The sequence below is a fragment of the Asanoa sp. NPDC050611 genome (genome assembly GCF_040654855.1).
Taxonomy (GTDB): Bacteria; Actinomycetota; Actinomycetes; order Mycobacteriales; family Micromonosporaceae; genus Asanoa.
Genome location: NZ_JBFAIU010000014.1, coordinates 1 through 16,946 on the forward strand (window position 1 = coordinate 1; position 16,946 = coordinate 16,946).

Genomic DNA, 16,946 nt, shown 5'->3' on the forward strand with positions numbered 1-16,946 from the left:
GGTCGTAGCGATCGGCCCCCCCGACTAAAATCTCGGCGACATTGTGCGGCTGCTTGTCCTGGTTGGATGGCGTAACCTGGCATCTTTATCAAACGGCCCGCTCCCGAGGTGGGAGCGGGCCGTCAATACTGCTTTTGTCTTTACGCGTCCGGGGTCACCGTGACGATGCGACGCCGCCGCGCGAGGAAGAACAGCACCGCGCCGGCGATGACCACCGCGCCACCGACGCCGCCGATGATGCCGGCCGCCGGGCCGGTGACCGGCAGGCCGCCGCCGCCACCCTCGCCGCCGGCCGCGGCGACGAACACGCCGAACTCGTCGGTGTTGTCGGTCGCGTCGATGTCCTTGAAGTTCTCGGGCAGCGCGACCTCCGCCTTGGGGCCGGCGTTGCGCGCCGCCGCCGCCGGGACCTCGACCTCGGCCTCGTCGATCGCCGCGGCGGTCACCGTGCCGTGCAGGGTGGCCGGGGCCGGCGCGCTCTCGTCAACCTTGACGGCCCAGAAGAAGTTCGGCACGCCGTCGCCGGAGTGCATGCCCCACGGCACCAGCTCGAGGGCCGCGTATGCGCAGGTCGCCGTGCGCTTGTCGGCGCTGAACTCGCACTCGGGCTCGGGCTCGGTGAAGGTCACGTGCTGCGGGAGCGACACGGTGACCTTGACGCCCTTGGCGGTCTTGTCGCCGTAGTTGAGGATCTGGACCAGCACGAACGACTCGGTGCCCGGCACCACCGGCTCACCGGTGAAAGCGTCCTCGTCGGCGTTGTAGCCGTAGACGTCGTGCGCCCACACCCGCAGGTCCGCGCCGCTCTCCTCGCTGAGGACGATCTCGGCGGTTGCCGAGTTGTTGGCCTCGTTCTTGTCGGTGCCCGCGTGCTCGATGGTGACGGTCACGCTGCCGGCCGAGCCGGTGGCGTCGGTCTTCTTCGTCATCGGCAGCTCGAGGTCGTATTCGGCTCCGGCGGGGATGGGGTCCGCCAGCGAGCAAACGATCTTGCCGTTCTCCGGCCCGCCACACAGGTCCTCTTCGCCGAACTGGATGAGATCGTTCAGGACCTCGCTCACGTCGAACGTGACCACAACGCCCTGCGCGTCGCTCGGGCCTGCGTTGGAAAGCGAAACGGTCGGGAACTTGCCCTCGGCGTTGGCGGCGATCGTGGTGCCCTCGAGCTTGACGCCCAGGTCGGCGGTGTCGTCAGCGAACGCGGGCGCGGTGAACGCGACGGACGCCGCGACAGCCGCTGCCGCGGCCACGCCCGCACGCAGCAGGACGCGGTTGCGAAGCTTCATCAAAGTCCCCCGTGGGGTGAAGGAAGGGAATATGAGCGGGGACAGTAGCGAGCCGCGATATCCCTCGCCGCCCCGATGTGACCTGCGAACCTAAGAAAGCCCAAAGGCTTCGGGACATTGACCGAACGGTCGACTCACAGGAAGCTCACAGTGACACCACAGTGACCGGAAACGATGTGAGGGCGGGGCTCGCGCCCCGCCCTCACATCGTCGTTGGTCGCTTACTCGGCCGAGAACGTGCGGCGCCGGCGGCTGGCCAGCAGGAGCACGACGCCCGCGAGGAGGATGGCCGCACCGGCGCCGGCGATCAGCGCCGTCTGCGGGCCGGTGACCGGCAGGCCCCCGTCGCCACCGGCGTTGCCACCGCCCGGCACGTCGGGGTTGCCCGGCACGCTCGGCGTCGGCGTCGGCGTCGGTGTCGGGGTCCCGGTCGGCGCGGTGCCGACGAACACCTCGAACCGGGCCTGGTTGTCGGCCTCGTCGGTCTCGGTGAACTGCTTGCGCTGGCCCTGGGTGGCCATCCGCGCCTCGTCACCCGCGGGTTCCGCGTCGGTGGCGCCCGGGTCGAGCCCGATCGCGTTGATGACGCCGCCGGTGAGCACGCCGACCGGGGCGTCGTCGGCGACCTTGACGGTGATCTCGGGAAGCAGCACCTCGCCCGGCTTGAGCACGACCTCGTCGTCCTCGCAGACGATGCCGTTGATGCCGTCCTCGCGCACTTCGCAGCCGTTCGGCATGGACGCGACGGACACGTGGTCAGGCAGCTTCACCGCGTAGGCGATGCCGACCACGCGCGCGCTGCCGTCGTTGAAGATCGCCGAGTCGAACGGCGCGGTGCCGCCCGGCGGGACCGGCGCCCGGGTCTCCTCGCCGACCTCGTCACCGTCGGCCACGACGCCGGCGTAGACGTCCTGCGCCCACACGGTCAGGTCGTAGCCCTTCGGTGCGACCGTGACGTCGACGTCGGCGTGGTTGTTCGCCTCGTCGGTGTCGCCCGGCACGATGGCGTCGACGGAGAAGTAGCCGCCCTCGCCCTTCCGGCCGTTGGCGTTGAACAGCGGAATGCCGATGACGACGTCCTGGCCTGCGGCGATGTCACCGATCGGGCAGGCGTAGGCGGCCGGGCCGGCCTTCGTGCAGCCCTCCGGCTGGACGAAGCCAACCTTTCCCTTCAGGTTGGACAGGTCGACCTTGACCGAGACGTCGCTCGCGTCGACGTCGCCGAAGTTGCGCAGTTCCACCTGGAACGGCTTCGCCTTGGCTTCCTTGACGCCCTTGGCGATGACGGTGCTGATGGGGGTGACGGCGACGTCCGGGCCGTCAGCCGCGTATGCCGGCCCGGCGACGGCGAGGAGGCCGACCGACAACACGGTGGCCGCACCGGCGCGGACGAGGGCGGCGCGCAAACGGGAGTTCATCTGTTCCTCGTGGGGGCTGAGAGGCAAATGTTGCCTGTGTGACGCACGGGAATGGGAACAGCGCACGGTAACCGGACAACCCCGCGCGGCGCTAGACCGGGATGGGCACAAAACGCCGAGGCGGGATGGTTTCCCATCCCGCCTCGGCTTTATATGTACGACCGCTCTGGCGGTCGGCGTCTCATGAGCGCGCTTCGGGTCGCTCGGGTGGCGACGTCAGGGACGCTATCGACCGCGCAAAACCGCTCGCTAGCAAGCGGCACGATTCGTGTGCTGACCGTTGCCGAAATGTTGCCGAAGGCCGTGCTGAAACGTTTTCAGCGCGCTCCGCTTCTCAGTGGAGCTCGACCAGCGGCAGCGGCGTGCCGACCCCACCACCCGGCATCGCGATCGACGAGAAGTGCGAGACGACGCGCTTGTCGGTCGGGTCGTCGGCCGGCGTGTGGTGCACCCGCAGGTGGTGGTAGAGCGTGTCCCGCTGCGCGGGGATCCGGCCCGCGGACCGGATCATCCAGATCAGCTCGTGCAAGTTGGACCGATGCCGCGCACCGGCGGAAGAGATGACGTTCTCCTCCAACATGATCGAACCGAGATCGTCGACGCCCATGTGCAGCGCGAGCTGGCCGACGTCCTTGCCGGTGGTCAGCCACGACGCCTGCAGGTGCGGGACCGTCTCGAAGAACAGCCGGGCGACCGCGATCAGCCGGAGATACTCCAGCGTGGTCGCCTGCGTACGCCCCTTGAGGTGGTTGTTCTCGGGTTGGTAGGTCCAGGGGATGAAGGCGCGGAAGCCGCGGGTGCGGTCCTGCACGTCGCGGATCATCCGCAGGTGCTCGATCCGCTCGGCGTTGGTCTCGCCGGTGCCCATCATCATCGTCGCGGTGCTCTCGAGGCCGAGCGTGTGCGCGATCTCCATCACCTCGAGCCAGCGCGCGCCGGACTCCTTCAGCGGCGCGATCGCCCGCCGCGGCCGGTCGGGCAGCATCTCCGCACCGGCGCCGGCGATCGAGTCGAGACCGGCCGCCTTGATGCGGGAGATCGCCTCGTCGAGGCTCACGCCCGAGACCTTGGCCATGTGCAGGATCTCGGACGGGCCGATCGAGTGGATGACCAGCTGCGGGTACGCGGCCTTCACGGAGCTGAACAGCTCCTCGTAGTACTCGACGCCGTAGTCGGGGTGGTGCCCGCCCTGCAGCATCACCTGCGTCGCGCCGAGCTCGACGGCCTCGCCGCAACGGCGAAGGATCTCCTCGGTCGGGTGCGTCCACCCCTCGGCGTGCTTCGGCGCGCGGTAGAAGGCGCAGAACTTGCAGGCCGTCACGCAGACGTTGGTGTAGTTGATGTTGCGGTCGATCAGGTAGGTGACGATGCCGTCCGGATAGCGGCGGCGGCGCACCGCGTCGGCCGCCTCACCCAGCGCATGGAACGGCGCCTCGGTGTAGAGCAGCAGCGCCTCCTCGGCGGTGATCCGCCCGCCGTCAGCGCCCCGCTGCAGTACGTCGTTGATCTCCCGCCGGTTCTCCACGCACCCGAGCCTAACCCGCGCCGAAGAGGCAGCCACGCGGACCGCGCGGGTAGTGTCGAGCGTCGCGTAGAAGGGGTTCGTCAGGGTGCAGGTGGTTCACGGCTTCTGGGCCGACGGGCGGTTGGGGCTCTGGGGCGAGATCGCGCCACCCGACGTTCCCGGCGAACCGGTCACGCTGACGCTCACCCTGCCGGTCGACGACACGCTGGCCCCGGTGCCCGTCGAGGCGCGGCTGCTGTCGCCCGCCGAGGCGCTCGACCTGCTGGACGGACTGTCGGACGATCCCGACTGGACACCCGGCGGCGACCTGCGTTACCTCGCGGTCGTCGCGGCGTACGCCCGCGGCCTGCTCCGCCGTGGTCGCCTGCTCCCGGCGCTGGTCACCGCGGCCGGCGCGCACACCGCCCGCTGGCGCCCCGTGCTCACCGGCCGGGACGCCGCCGCGTTCCGCGAGCTGGCCGCCGCGCTGCCGGACGCGGTCCGGGCCGCCGACGGTGCGCCGCCCGGCGAGGTGCTGCGCGGCCTGCTGGCGGCGTTCACCGACGCGGCCGCGCGCCGCGCCTTCCCCGACCGCCTGCTGCTCGGCCACCGCCCCGGGCCGAAGGCGCCGGTCGCGGACCGGTGGATGCTGGCCCTGACCGCCGCCGACCCGACGGTGACGGTGACGACGGCGCAGCGCCCGGAGCTGGCCGCGCTGCGGACGGCCCTCGACGGCTGGCACCGCGCGGCGCACCAGGCCAACGAGCCCGTCCGGGTCTGCTTCCGGCTGGTCGAGCCCCTGCCGACCACGGACCGGTGGGACCTCGAGTTCGCGCTGCAGTCGGTCGACGACCCGTCGCTGTACGTGCCCGCGGAGGTCGTCTGGGCGGGCCAGCGCGTGCCGGGCCTGCCCGCCCGCCCGGACGAGACGCTGCTCGCGGGGCTCGGTCGCGCGGTGCGCCTGTTCCCACCGCTGGACGAGGCCCTGCGCGAGGCACAGCCGACGGAGACGCGCCTGGACACGGCGGCGGCGCACACGTTCTTACGCCAGGCGGCGCCGTTGCTGCAGGCGGCCGGCTTCGGGGTGCAGCTCCCGGCGTGGGCGGGCCGCAAGAGCCTGGGCCTGAAGCTGACCACGCGCGCGAAGTCGGCACCGGGCGGCAAGGCGCTGGCCGCGCAGGGCGTCGGCAAGGACCAGCTGGTCGACTTCACGGTCGACCTGATGGCCGGCGACGAGGAGATCAGCGCCGCGGACCTGCACGACCTGGCCCGCCTCAAGGTGCCGCTGCTGCGGGTCAAGGGCCGCTGGGTCGAGTTCGACGACAAGCAGCTCTCGGCGGCGATCCGGGCGGTCGAGCAGCACCGCACGGGCGAGATGACGATCGCCGAGGTGCTCAGCCAGGTGGCCGCGGGCGGCGACGAGGAGCTGCCACTGGTCGCGGTGGACGCGGACGGCTGGCTGGGCGACCTCCTCGCGGGCGACGCGGACCAACGCCTACGCCCGACCCCGACACCGGAAGCCTTCCAGGGCCGGCTGCGCCCGTACCAGGAACGCGGCCTGTCCTGGCTGGACTTCCTGACGCGCCTGGGCATCGGCGGCATCCTCGCGGACGACATGGGCTTGGGCAAGACCGCGCAGACGTTGTCGTTGCTGGTCAGTGAGCGGGAGCGTGGGGCCGTCGGTGCCACGTTGCTTGTTTGTCCTATGTCGCTCGTCAGTAACTGGCGCAAGGAGGCCGAGAAGTTCGCGCCCTCCCTCGACGTTTACGTGCATCACGGTGCTACGCGCGAGGTCGCGCGGCTCGCGGACGCCGATCTCGTGATCACCACCTACGGCACCGCCCTGCGGGATCTCGCGGCACTGCAGGCCGTCGAGTGGGGGCGGGTCGTCTGTGACGAGGCGCAGGCCATCAAGAACTCCGGCACCCGGCAGTCGCAGGCCGTGCGGGCCATTCCCGCCCGAACCCGGCTCGCGTTGACCGGTACGCCGGTCGAGAACCATCTTGCCGAGCTCTGGTCCATCATGGACTTCGCGAACCCTGGGCTGCTCGGGCCCGCGAAGATCTTCCGGCGGCGGTATCAGGAGCCCATCGAGGTGCGGCAGGACGAGGACGCCGCGGCCGCGTTGAAGCGGGCCACCGGGCCCTTCGTGTTGCGGCGGTTGAAGACCGACAAGACCATCATCTCCGATCTGCCCGACAAGTTGGAGATGAAGGTCTGGTGCCCGCTGACGCCGGAGCAGGCCGCGCTCTACCAGGCCGTCGTCGACGACATGCTCAACAAGATCGGGTCCAGCGCGGGCATCGAGCGGCGCGGGAACGTGCTGGCCGCGATGACCCGGCTCAAGCAGGTCTGCAACCACCCCGCTCACCTGCTGCGCGACGGGTCCAAGCTGGCCGGGCGGTCCGGCAAGCTCGCCCGGCTGCAGGAGCTGGCCGAGGAGATCGTCGAGGAGGGCGACAAGGCGCTGGTCTTCACGCAGTACGCCGAGTTCGGCTCGCTGCTCCAGCCCTATCTCGCCGCCCATCTGGATCGGCCGGTGCTCTGGCTGCACGGCGGACTGTCGAAGCAGAAAAGGGACGAGCTGGTCACCCGGTTCCAGAGCGACCCCGAGCCGATGATCTTCCTGCTGTCGCTCAAGGCCGCCGGCACCGGGCTCAACCTGACCGCGGCCAACCATGTCATCCACGTCGACCGGTGGTGGAACCCGGCGGTCGAGGACCAGGCCACCGACCGGGCGTACCGGATCGGCCAGGCCCGCAACGTCCAGGTCCGCAAGTTCGTCTGCACCGGCACCATCGAGGAGCGGGTCGACGAGATGATCGAGCGGAAGAAGGCCCTGGCGCAGCGCGTCGTCGGCACCGGCGAGGAGTGGCTGACCGAGCTGTCCACCGAGGAGCTGCGCGACCTGTTCGCGCTCGACCCGAAGGCGGTGGGCTGATGCCGGTCGGTCCCGACGGCTGGTTCGAGGGCGGCAAGGCGATCAAGGTCGAGGGCGGCATCAAGGCCCGCTCGCGCCGCGGCCGGATCGGCGAGGAGTGGTGGTCCCGCCGGTTCATCGACATCCTCGAGGGCATCTGCGACAAGGGCCGCCTGGAGCGTGGCCGCCGTTACGCCCGCGCCGGCCAGGTGCTCGACCTCGACCTCGAGCCCGGGCGGGTGCGCTCCCGGGTGCAGGGTTCGCGCACCGAGCCGTACCAGGTCGAGATCAAGATCCCGGTGTACGAGCCGGAAGCCTGGACCCGCGTGGAGGAGGCGCTGGCCGACCAGGCGGTGTTCCGGGCCAAGTTGCTCGCTGGCGAGATGCCCATCCAGATCCTCGCGGTCTTCGACGACCTCGGCCTGCCGCTGTTCCCCACCGACCTCGACATGAGCTGCACCTGCCCCGACTGGGGCTTTCCGTGCAAGCACCTCTCCGCGGTGCTCTACCTGCTCGCGGAGGCGTTCGACGACGACCCGTTCCGGGTGCTCGCGTGGCGCGGCCGGCAGCGCGACGACCTGCTCGCCGCCTTGCGTGGACCGGTCACCGACGAGCCACCGGCCGACCCGCTCGACGTGCCGGACCGGCCGCTGACCGTCGACAACTTCTACGAGCCCGCCACGTCGCTGGCCAAGCTCAAGGAGCTGCCCGGTGGCGCGTCCGCGCCGCCGGAACTGCTGCTGCGTGTGCTCGACCCGCCGAAGGTGAGGGTGCGGCACATCCCGCTGGTCGACCTGCTGCGCCCGCTCTACCGCGGGCTCGGTGACGATCAGCCGTCGTAGTCGACGACCAGCTTGTCGCTGACCGGGCTGGACTGGCAGGTGAGCACGTAGCCGCGGGCGACCTCGTCGGGCTCGAGCGCGTAGTTGCGGGCCATCGTGACCTCGCCCTCGACGATCCGCGCCCGGCAGGTCGAGCAGACCCCGCCCTTGCAGGCGAACGGCAGCTCGGAGCGCACCCGCAGCGCCGCGTCCAGGACCCGCTCGTCGCGGCGCATCCGCAGCGTGGAGACCCGGCCGTCGAGCAGCACGGAGACCTCGACCGGCGCGGCGTCGTCGGCGGTGCTCGCGCGGCGCGGCGGTTCGGGCACGTCGTCGACGTGGAACAGCTCGGTGTGCACGGCGCCGCCGGGGACGCCGCGGTTGGCGAGCACGTTGCGGGCGTCGGTGACCAGCCCGTACGGCCCGCACAGGAACCACTCGTCGACGCTGCCCGCGGGCACGAGCACGTCGAGCAGCCGGGCCAGCCGGTCGGCGTCGATGCGGCCGGAGAGCAGCTCGGACTCGCCGGGCTCCTGGGAGAGCACGTGCACCAGGTGCAGCCGGGCGGCGTAGCGGTCCTTGAGGTCGCCCAGCTCGTCGGCGAACATCACGCTGCGCGCGTACCGGTTGCCGTAGAGCAGGGTGAACCGGCTGTCCTGCTCGACCGCGAGCGCGGTGGCGACCAGCGACAGCACCGGCGTGATGCCCGAGCCGGCGGCGATCGCGCCGTAGTGCCGCTGCCGGCCGGCCTCGAACGCGGACGTGAACTTGCCCAGCGGCGGCATCACGTCGATCGCGTCGCCGCGCCGCAGGGCGCCGGCCGCGTAGCTGGAGAACACCCCGCCGGGGATCTCCTTGACGCCGATCCGGAGCACGCCGGCAGTCGACAGTTCCAGCGGCGTCGAGCAGATGGAGTACGAGCGCCGCGCGTCACCGTCGTCGACCTTGCGCACGGTGAGGTGCTGCCCGGCCCGGAACGCGAACTGCTCGCGCAGCTCCGGGGGCACGGCGAAGGTGATCGCGACCGCGTCGTCGGTGAGCCGGTCGACGGCCGCGACGGGCAGCGGGTGGAAGACCGGGCGCCGGCGGGTCGGCCGGCTGATCGTCACGCTCATCGTCAGTGCGCCTTCATCGCGTCGAACGGCTCGCCGCACGCGCGGCACCGCCACAGGGCCTTGCACGCGGTCGAGCCGAAGCGGCTGAGCTGCTCCGTGTCGGGTGAGCCGCAATGCGTGCAACGGACCGCGATCGAGAGGGTGACGGGGCGCGTGGGGCCGGGCGGCGCCACGCCCGCGGCGGCGAGCTTGGCCCGGCCGCCGGGCGAGATCCAGTCGGTGGTCCAGGCGGGCGCGAAGACGGTGCGGACCTCGTGGTCGGCGTGCCCGGCGGCGCGCAGGGCGGCACCGATGTCGGCGCGGATCACGTCCATCGCCGGGCAGCCGGTGTAGGTCGGCGTGATGGTGACGGTGACGTGGCCGGCGGCGTCGGTCTCGACGTCGCGGAGGATGCCGAGCTCGTCGATGGTGACCACGCGCAGCTCCGGGTCGACGACCGCGGCCACCGCCTCCCGGGCGGTCACCAGCGGGCCCCCGGATGGGCGCGGTGCAGCTCCTGCATCTCGGCGAGCAGTGCGACCAGGTGCGGGCGGTCGCCGGTCGGCTCCGCGGCGGGCGGCGGCACGTCGAGCGTCGCGCGCCGCAGCACGTCTTCCACGCTGGACCGCCAGGTGTCCCGGAGGCTCGCGAAGGCGACCGGGCCTTCGGCGGAATCGACGAACAGGCCACCGGTGTACGGCCAGAGCGCGTCGAGCGCGCCCTGCATGCGCCGGTGTGACTCGTCGGTGCCGTCACCGAGCCGCAGCGTCCACAGTGTGCTGTGGTCGAGGTGGTAGGCGGACTCCTTCAACGCCTTGCCACCGATCGCCGCGAGCCGCTCGTCGCCGGCGCTCGCCAGCCCCTCGTACAGCGGAAGCTGGAACGCCGAGAGCAGCAGCATCTTGCCGATCACGAAAGCGAAGTCGGGCTCGGGCTGCTCGACGAGCCGGCAGTTGCGGAACTCGCCCGCCGACCGCTGGTAGGCCAGCGCGTCCTCGTCGCGCCCCGCACTCTCCAGCTCGCCGGCGTAGGTCAGCAGGAGCCGCGCGGCGCCGAGCTGGTCGAGCGCGATGTTGGCCAGCGCGACGTCTTCCTCCATCTCGGGGCCGGCGGCGTACCAGGCGCCGAGGCGCTGGGCGGTGACCAGCGCGTCATCGCCCAGGCGGAGGACGTAGTCGACCGTCGTCACAGGTGCTGCGCTCCGTCGGGGACGTCGTAGAAGGTGGGGTGCCGGTAGACCTTGTCGGCGGCCGGGTCGAAGAACGCGTCCTTCTCGTCGGGGCTCGACGCGGTGATCTCGGTCGCGGGCACGACCCAGATGGACACGCCCTCCTCGCGCCGGGTGTAGACGTCGCGGGCGTTGCGCAGGGCCATGGCGGCGTCGGGCGCGTGCAGGCTGCCGACATGGGTGTGCGACAGGCCGCGCCGCGGCCGCACGAACACCTCGAACAATGGTTCGCCGCTCATACGGCCACCGCTTCCTTCTGCTTGGCGGCGTACGCCGCGGCCGCCTCGCGCACCCAGGCGCCCTCGGTGTGTGCCCGGTTGCGGTGGGCCATCCGCTCGGTGTTGCAGGGGCCGTCGCCCTTGATCACCCGCATCAGCTCGTCGTAGTCGGGCGCGGTGAAGTCGTGTGCCTGGCGCTCGTCGTTCCAGCGCAGGTCCGGGTCGGGGATCCGGAGGCCGAGGACACCGGCCTGCTGCACGCACATGTCGACGAAGCGCTGGCGCAGGTCGTCGTTGGAGAACCGCTTGATCTTCCAGGCCATCGACTGCGCGGAGTGGGTGGAGTCGGTGTCCGGCGGGCCGAACATCGCCAGCGACGGGTACCACCAGCGGTCGACCGCGTCCTGCGCCATCTCGTGCTGCGCCTGGGTGCCGCGCGACAAGGTGTGCAGGATCTCGTAGCCCTGCCGCTGGTGGAAGGACTCCTCCTTGCAGATCCTGATCATGGCGCGCGCGTAGGGCCCGTAGGAGCAGCGGCACAGCGGGACCTGGTTGACGATCGCCGCGCCGTCGACCAGCCAGCCGATCGCGCCGATGTCGGCCCAGGTCAGCGTCGGGTAGTTGAAGATCGAGCTGTATTTCTGGCGGCCGTCGAGGAGCATGTCGACCAGCTCCGCGCGGCTGACCCCGAGGGTCTCCGCGGCCGCGTAGAGATAAAGGCCGTGCCCCGCCTCGTCCTGGACCTTGGCGAGCAGGATCGCCTTGCGCTTGAGCGAGGGTGCACGGGTGATCCAGCTGCCCTCGGGCTGCATCCCGATGATCTCGGAGTGCGCGTGCTGGGCGATCTGGCGGACCAGACCGCGCCGGTACGCCTCGGGCATCCAGTCGCGCGGCTCGATCTTCTGGTCGGCGGCGATCACCGCGTCGAAGTAGTCCTGGAGAGCCGCCGGGTCACCCTCGACCCGACCACGGTGCGCGGCGGCGCGCAGCGCCGCCTCGGCGGCCTCGACCTGCCCGAGGAGACCACCGTCGGACCCGGCATCCGGGCCGGCGAAGTCATTCCCGTACATGCCTACAGTGTTACAGCTTCCTGACACACAAGCCAGCACCTGTAACAAACCCGCGACGACCGTCACCCTGAGTGAGTAACTGCTTTCGGTCCGCGTCCTCACCGTTCCACTGTGGACCATGAGGTGCGTCACCTGAAACGCATAAGATTTCCTTAACTTGCATCGCCGAACCTGCCCGAATGAGGGGGTTTTCGGCGGGCTGACGGCATTTTCGCCCATGCCGTCGCGGCGGGCAGCGCCGTAGACTTCGACGCGGTAGATCGCCTTCCCCCGCGATCGGTTACCGAGAGCCACCCCCCCGGCCTGAAAACAACCGGAGATCACCCCTCATGCGTCCTCGCGTGGTTATGGTGCTCGCCATCGCCGCACTGCTGCTCGGCGGTGTACTGCTCGTGCCCGCCGCCTACGCCAAGCTGAACGACAGCGGCGGCGCCACCGCGACGGCCGCCGCAGCCGGACCCGCGCCGACGATCCCCCCAAAGGTGGTCGAACCACCCCAGCCGACGCTCGCCCCCGGCCCCGTCTCGGTCAAGGTCGACGGCTTCTACGCCTGGGCGCTGATGGACCTCAAGACCGGCAAGATCTCCGGCTCGAAGAACAGCGCGAAAGAGACCAGCTCCACCGAGTCGATGATCAAGACGTGGATCGTCGCCGACTACCTGCACCAGCTCGACAAGGGCGGCAAGACGCTCTCCAGTGGCCAGAAGGCGTCCATCGAACGGGCGATCCGCGACAGCAACGACAACGACGCGGGCAAGATCAATTCTGCCGCGGGCGGGACGACGCAGACCAAGCGCATGATCAGCACCTGCGGGCTGAAGAACACCCACCTCGGCACCGTGAAGGGCTACGAGGGCTGGTGGAGCTTCACCGAGATGTCCGCGCAGGACGTCACCCGGCTCGGCCAGTGCATCACGTCCGGCAAGGCGGCCGGTAAGAAGTACACGCCGCTGGTGCTGAGCGAGATGAGCAAGGTGCGCGGCAGCGTCACACAGCAGGGGAAGTCCTCCGGCGGTGGTCGCTGGGGCATCATCGACGGCCTGCCCAAGGAGATCGTCGCCAAGGAAGGCCCGATCAGCTTCAAGAACGGCTGGACCCCGCTCGTCTACGACGGCGACTGGCACATCAGCTGCATGGCGATCAGCAAGGATTGGGTACTCGCCGTGCAGACTCGTTACCCCAGTTCAAAGCCTTTGTCGTACGGTGCCAAGGTGTGCCAGGACACCGCCACCCAGCTCGTGACGCCCAAGGTCGGCGCGGCGCTGCGCATCCCCTCGTCCGCCGGCAGCCAAGGCTGAGCAGTTGAACACTCCCCCCAGAAAGCGCCGGTCCCGGCGCACGACGACAGTTGTCGCGATACTCGTCGTCCTCGCCGCCCTCGGGGTCGCGGGGATGCGGCTCTGGCCCGGGTCACCGCTGGCGGCCCGGGCCGCCGCGCGCTGGGAGGACGCCGGGAGCGCCACCGGTGCCGCGGGCGACCCGGACCCGACACCGAGCAGGTCGCCGGCCAAGCCCGAGCCGAAGCCCGACGCCACCCTCGCGCCGCTGCCGGTGAAGGCGACCGACGTCGACATCGACCACAGCGGCTGGTATTCCTGGGCGCTGCTGGACACCCGTACCGGGCAGATGTCCGGCCCGGCCGACCGCACCGAGCTGAGCACCACCGCCTCGTTGATCAAGTCGTGGATCGGCGCCGACTTCCTGCGCCGGTCGGCCGAACAGGGCACCGAGCCGAGCGCGTCGCGGATGGCCCAGGTCGAGACGATGATCCGGGACAGCGACAACAACGCGGCTCAGTCGCTCTACGAGGCGAACGGCGGCTCCCCGTCGATCAAGCGGCTGATCTCCATGTGCAAGCTGAAGGACAGCAAGGTCTCCGCCGACGGCGGGTGGAGCCGCACGATGCTCTCCCCCGCGGACATCACCCGGCTGGGCGCCTGCATCGCCAACGGCACCGCGGCCGGCCCGAAGTGGACCAAGTATCTGCTCGACGAGATGCGCGCCGTGCGCGGCACCGGCGACTTCGGCCCGCGCAAGGCGTTCCCGGCGGCGGAGCAGAAGAAGATCGCCATCAAGAACGGCTGGGTCGACCGGACGCGGGAGCAGGAGTACCACGTCAGCTGCATGGCGATCGGCGACGGCTGGGTCATCGGCGTGATGACCAAGTACGACATCAGCAAGGGCTACACGTACGGCGCGAACATCTGTAAGCAGGTCGGCGTGCAACTCCGGGCAGCGGCGGCGGAAGGCTAGCGTCCGAGTTTTCGAGTGCGGACCGTGTCGGCTCGATAACCTGACGTCAGGACCTCGCCGGTCCGCCATCTTCCGTCCGGCGACACCCGGGGCTGACTTTGAGCGCTAGCCATAGGCGTCGCCGGACTCGGCGCGCGAACACCGTCACGGCCGTCGCGGTCGTTCTCGCGACCGTCGGTCTCGCCGGAACGCTCCTCTGGGCCGCGTCCCCACTCGTCTTCCGATCTCCCGCCCGGGCGCGGCCGCAGATCGGCGCCGCCGGCCGGGTCGCCGAACCCGCCGTTGCCGGCCCGGCCGGCCGGGCAGCGCCGACGCCGTCCCCGCTGCCGGTCAAGGCGACCGAGATCAGGATCCCGCACAGCGGCTGGTTCTCCTGGGCGCTGCTGGACACGCGTACCGGAGAGATGTTCGGCCCGTCCGATCGCACCGCGGTGAGCACCACCGCGTCACTGATCAAGTCGTGGATCGGCGCGGACTTCCTGCGCCGCGCGGCCGAGCAGGGTCAGACGCCGAGCGAGGAAGACCTGGAGCAGGTCGAGTCGATGATCCGGGACAGCGACAACGACGCGGCGGACGCGCTACACGAGGCGAACGGCGGACCGCGGTCGATCAGCCGGCTGATCTCGCACTGCGGGCTCCAGGACAGCCGGGTCGCGGCGGACGGCGGATGGAGCCGGACCCTGCTCTCGCCCGCCGACATCACCCGGCTCGGCGCCTGCATCGCCGACGGGCGGGCGGCCGGGCCGGTGTGGACGACGTACCTCCTCGACGAGCTGCGCGCGGTCCGCGACGAGGGCGACTTCGGTATCCGCAAGGCCTTCCCGCCGGACCAGCAGCACACGATCGCCACGAAGAACGGCTGGGTCGAGCGCGAGGAGGAGCTCGAGTACCACGTCAGCTGCATGGCCATCGGCGCCGGCTGGGTGGTCGGCGTGATGACCAGGTACGAGATCGACAAGGGCGTCGAGTACGGCGCCGCCATCTGCGAACGCGTCGGCGCGAAGCTCCGCGAGGCCGCGGGCCGCTAGTCGGTGTAGAAGACGGGGCCGTGCAGCTCGGGGGCCTCGCCGGCGATCGTGGCGCGGCGGGCGAACTCCCGCAGGCCGGCGATCTGCCGCTCGCCGAGCGAGAAGTCGAGCACGCGGAAGTACGACGCGAGCGTGGCGGCGTCGAACGGCTCCCAGCGCGCCGCGGCGGTGGCCACGTCGTCGAGCTCCGCGAGGCACAGCTCCCGCGACCGCAGGAACGCCTCGTGCACCTCTTTGACCTGGCCGGGGTGGCGCTCCGCGAAGTCCCGGCGGGCCGCCCAGACCGCGAACACCATCGGCAGCCCGGTCCACTCGCGCCAGGCCTGGCCGAGGTCCGTGACCGTGAGCCCGCGGCGGGGTGCCTCGTACATGGCGCGCAGCGCCACGTCCCCGATCACCACGGCGGCGTCGGCCTCCAGCAGCATCTGGGTCACGTCGGGCGGGCAGCGGAAGTACTCCGGCGTCACGCCGTACCGCTGCTCGAGCAGCATCTGGGCGAGCAGCACGCCCGTCCGCGAGGTCGAGCCGAGCGCCACCCGGGCGCCGTCCAGCTCGTCGAGCGGCCGGGTGGTGACCATGTTGACCGACAGCACCGGCCCGTCGCTGCCGACCGCGAGGTCCGGCAGCAGGACCAGGTCCTGCGCGTTGCGGAGGTACTCGACCAGGGAGATCGGTCCGATGTCGAGGTCGCCCGCCACCAGCGCGGAGTTGAGCCGCTCCGGTGAGTCCTTGTGCAGGTCGACGTCGAGCAGGGCACCCGAGCGCATCAGGCCCCAGTAGATCGGAAGACAGTTCAGGAACTGGATGTGCCCGACACGGGGTCTGCGTATCTCGGTCATGGTGAACCCACGGTATCCCGAGCAGTGGGACACCGCTCAGGCGACCGCCGGGGATGTGACCGGCGACTGCCGGATGGCGCGGGCGACGGGCAGGGCCGCGGCGAGCACGGCCAGGACGCCGGCCAGGCCGAACGCGAAGACGAGCGCGCGGGGCGAGAACGGGCCGAGCAGGGCGCCGGCGAGCACGTAGCCGAACATCGCGCCGCCGTTGGCAGCCGCGTTGAGGCCGGCGAACGCCCGACCGCGGGCCTGCTCCGGCACCCGGCGGGCGACCAGGACCGTACTGAACACCCCGAGACCGCCGTTGAGGAGACCGCCGGTCAGCCACAGCACGACGACGAGCCAGACCCCCGGCGCGGCGGCGCTGACCAGGACCGGGACGCAGGTGCTGCCGAGCAGGATCAGCACGCCGCGGGCGAGTGCGCGGTCGTCCTCGTACCGCCGGATGACTTTGGCGAAGATCCAGGCGCCGGCCGCCATCCCCGCCGTCCACGAGGCCGTGACCAGGCCGAAGGCGGAGGCCGAGGCGCCGAGGGTGTCGCGGATGAAGAAGACCTCGATGACGTTGACGCCGCCGACACCCGCGACCACGGCACCGAAGGCGAGGAAGGTGGCGAGCAGCAGCCCGTCGGCGCGCAACCGCCACGGGGTGACCGGCGCCTGCACGTCGCCGGCCGCCGCGGTGCGCACTCCACCCCGACGCGTCCGCAGCAGCAGGCCCGCGACCGCGACGGCCAGGTAGGTGACGGCGTCGATCAGCAGCGGCGGCCGGGTGCCGAACGCGCCGACCAGGAAGCCCGCGGCCGCCGGGCCGAGCAGCGTGCCGATCATCGACGCGGTCTGCCCGAGCGCACTCGCCTTGGGCAGGTCGTCGCGGCTGACCATGGACGGCACCAGCGCCGCGAACGTCGGGTTGGTGATCGCGAGCCCGGCGGCGAGCACCGCGACCAGGGCGATCGAGGCGATCGGGCTCGTGACGAACGCCAGTGCGGCGCAGACCAGGGCCTGCGCGAGGCCGGTGGCGACGAGAAGGGTCCGGCTGTCGAACCGGTCGGCGAGGCGCCCGGTCAGCGGCACGAGCGCGACCAGCGGCAGGGTGGCCGCGAGCCAGAGCCCGGAGACGGCGAGCCCGCCGGCGCCGCGGTCCTGCAGGGCGAGGGCGAGCGTGGTGGCGGCGAGCGCGTCGCCGGCCATGGACAGGGCCCGCGACCCGGCGGTGATATAGACGTCACCCCAGCGCGACTGATCCGAAGATGTGAAGGACATG

At 71.1% G+C, this 16,946-nt stretch carries 15 protein-coding genes; 5 read left to right on the forward strand and 10 right to left on the reverse strand.

The features are described from left to right. Positions 1 to 140 precede the first annotated feature (140 nt). The 3 genes from AB0H87_RS04050 to mqnC all read right to left on the reverse strand — a co-directional run bounded on the left by AB0H87_RS04050 (position 141) and on the right by mqnC (position 4,229). Positions 141 to 1,286 (reverse strand): LPXTG cell wall anchor domain-containing protein, encoded by a 1,146-nt coding sequence (locus AB0H87_RS04050; RefSeq protein ID WP_360139230.1) that lies wholly within the window; start codon positions 1,284 to 1,286, stop codon positions 141 to 143. A 221-nt stretch (positions 1,287 to 1,507) separates the two neighbouring features. Beyond that, the gene (locus tag AB0H87_RS04055) at positions 1,508 to 2,704 is read right to left on the reverse strand and encodes a cell wall anchor protein (RefSeq protein ID WP_360139233.1); all 1,197 of its coding nucleotides are present in this window, start codon (positions 2,702 to 2,704) and stop codon (positions 1,508 to 1,510) included. Between the two features lie 334 nt (positions 2,705 to 3,038). Then, entirely contained in the window at positions 3,039 to 4,229 is a 1,191-nt protein-coding gene (gene mqnC, locus AB0H87_RS04060) for a cyclic dehypoxanthinyl futalosine synthase (RefSeq protein WP_360139236.1), read from the reverse strand. 85 nt (positions 4,230 to 4,314) lie between these two features. Here mqnC and AB0H87_RS04065 point away from each other — a divergent pair, with 85 nt between their 5' ends. Both AB0H87_RS04065 and AB0H87_RS04070 read left to right on the forward strand, forming a co-directional pair. Then, positions 4,315 to 7,149 (forward strand): DEAD/DEAH box helicase, encoded by a 2,835-nt coding sequence (locus AB0H87_RS04065; protein ID WP_360139239.1) that lies wholly within the window; start codon positions 4,315 to 4,317, stop codon positions 7,147 to 7,149. Next, the gene (locus AB0H87_RS04070; protein ID WP_360139242.1) at positions 7,149 to 7,970 is read left to right on the forward strand and encodes an SWIM zinc finger family protein; all 822 of its coding nucleotides are present in this window, start codon (positions 7,149 to 7,151) and stop codon (positions 7,968 to 7,970) included. The genes AB0H87_RS04065 and AB0H87_RS04070 overlap by 1 nt, the downstream gene beginning before the upstream one ends. Here the strand turns inward: AB0H87_RS04070 and paaE are convergent. From paaE to paaA, 5 genes are read right to left on the reverse strand one after another with little or no spacing between them, the layout of a single operon-like run. Beyond that, positions 7,958 to 9,064, reverse strand: coding sequence for a 1,2-phenylacetyl-CoA epoxidase subunit PaaE (paaE, locus tag AB0H87_RS04075; RefSeq protein ID WP_360139245.1), 1,107 nt, complete (start codon positions 9,062 to 9,064; stop codon positions 7,958 to 7,960). The two genes, AB0H87_RS04070 and paaE, sit on opposite strands and share 13 nt — an antisense overlap. Before the next feature lie 2 nt (positions 9,065 to 9,066). Next, entirely contained in the window at positions 9,067 to 9,531 is a 465-nt protein-coding gene (gene paaD / locus AB0H87_RS04080) for a 1,2-phenylacetyl-CoA epoxidase subunit PaaD (protein ID WP_360139390.1), read from the reverse strand. Continuing rightward, on the reverse strand, positions 9,525 to 10,232 hold the full coding sequence (gene paaC / locus AB0H87_RS04085; protein ID WP_360139248.1) for a 1,2-phenylacetyl-CoA epoxidase subunit PaaC: 708 nt from the start codon (positions 10,230 to 10,232) through the stop codon (positions 9,525 to 9,527). Before paaC ends, paaD begins: the two co-directional genes overlap by 7 nt. Then, entirely contained in the window at positions 10,229 to 10,510 is a 282-nt protein-coding gene (gene paaB, locus AB0H87_RS04090) for a 1,2-phenylacetyl-CoA epoxidase subunit PaaB (protein WP_360139251.1), read from the reverse strand. Before paaB ends, paaC begins: the two co-directional genes overlap by 4 nt. After that, positions 10,507 to 11,559 carry a 1,2-phenylacetyl-CoA epoxidase subunit PaaA gene (gene paaA, locus AB0H87_RS04095; RefSeq protein ID WP_360139254.1) on the reverse strand — a complete coding sequence of 351 codons (1,053 nt, stop codon included), beginning with the start codon at positions 11,557 to 11,559 and terminating at the stop codon, positions 10,507 to 10,509. The genes paaB and paaA overlap by 4 nt, the downstream gene beginning before the upstream one ends. A 329-nt stretch (positions 11,560 to 11,888) precedes the next feature. Here paaA and AB0H87_RS04100 point away from each other — a divergent pair, with 329 nt between their 5' ends. The 3 genes from AB0H87_RS04100 to AB0H87_RS04110 all read left to right on the forward strand — a co-directional run bounded on the left by AB0H87_RS04100 (position 11,889) and on the right by AB0H87_RS04110 (position 14,840). Beyond that, positions 11,889 to 12,857: a hypothetical protein gene (locus tag AB0H87_RS04100; RefSeq protein WP_360139258.1), complete on the forward strand. Its 969-nt coding sequence runs from the start codon at positions 11,889 to 11,891 to the stop codon at positions 12,855 to 12,857. Positions 12,858 to 12,861: 4 nt separating this feature from the next. Further along, the gene (locus AB0H87_RS04105; protein WP_360139261.1) at positions 12,862 to 13,812 is read left to right on the forward strand and encodes a serine hydrolase; all 951 of its coding nucleotides are present in this window, start codon (positions 12,862 to 12,864) and stop codon (positions 13,810 to 13,812) included. A 98-nt stretch (positions 13,813 to 13,910) separates the two neighbouring features. Next, entirely contained in the window at positions 13,911 to 14,840 is a 930-nt protein-coding gene (locus tag AB0H87_RS04110) for a serine hydrolase (RefSeq protein WP_360139264.1), read from the forward strand. Here AB0H87_RS04110 and AB0H87_RS04115 read toward each other — a convergent pair. Beyond that, complete coding sequence (locus tag AB0H87_RS04115; protein ID WP_360139267.1) at positions 14,837 to 15,679, reverse strand: menaquinone biosynthesis protein; 843 nt, start codon at positions 15,677 to 15,679, stop codon at positions 14,837 to 14,839. The genes AB0H87_RS04110 and AB0H87_RS04115 overlap by 4 nt on opposite strands. A 36-nt stretch (positions 15,680 to 15,715) precedes the next feature. Next, positions 15,716 to 16,945 carry an MFS transporter gene (locus AB0H87_RS04120; RefSeq protein ID WP_360139270.1) on the reverse strand — a complete coding sequence of 410 codons (1,230 nt, stop codon included), beginning with the start codon at positions 16,943 to 16,945 and terminating at the stop codon, positions 15,716 to 15,718. Position 16,946 lies beyond the last annotated feature (1 nt).

Coding starts and splice junctions, on each gene's coding strand:
- AB0H87_RS04050 (WP_360139230.1), bottom strand. CDS start 1,286: ATGAAGCTTCGCAACCGCGTCCTGCTGCGTGCGGGCGTGGCCGCGGCA.
- AB0H87_RS04055 (WP_360139233.1), bottom strand. CDS start 2,704: ATGAACTCCCGTTTGCGCGCCGCCCTCGTCCGCGCCGGTGCGGCCACC.
- AB0H87_RS04070 (WP_360139242.1), top strand. CDS start 7,149: ATGCCGGTCGGTCCCGACGGCTGGTTCGAGGGCGGCAAGGCGATCAAG.
- paaE (WP_360139245.1), bottom strand. CDS start 9,064: ATGAGCGTGACGATCAGCCGGCCGACCCGCCGGCGCCCGGTCTTCCAC.
- paaB (WP_360139251.1), bottom strand. CDS start 10,510: ATGAGCGGCGAACCATTGTTCGAGGTGTTCGTGCGGCCGCGGCGCGGC.
- paaA (WP_360139254.1), bottom strand. CDS start 11,559: ATGTACGGGAATGACTTCGCCGGCCCGGATGCCGGGTCCGACGGTGGT.
- AB0H87_RS04100 (WP_360139258.1), top strand. CDS start 11,889: ATGCGTCCTCGCGTGGTTATGGTGCTCGCCATCGCCGCACTGCTGCTC.
- AB0H87_RS04115 (WP_360139267.1), bottom strand. CDS start 15,679: ATGACCGAGATACGCAGACCCCGTGTCGGGCACATCCAGTTCCTGAAC.
- AB0H87_RS04120 (WP_360139270.1), bottom strand. CDS start 16,945: ATGTCCTTCACATCTTCGGATCAGTCGCGCTGGGGTGACGTCTATATC.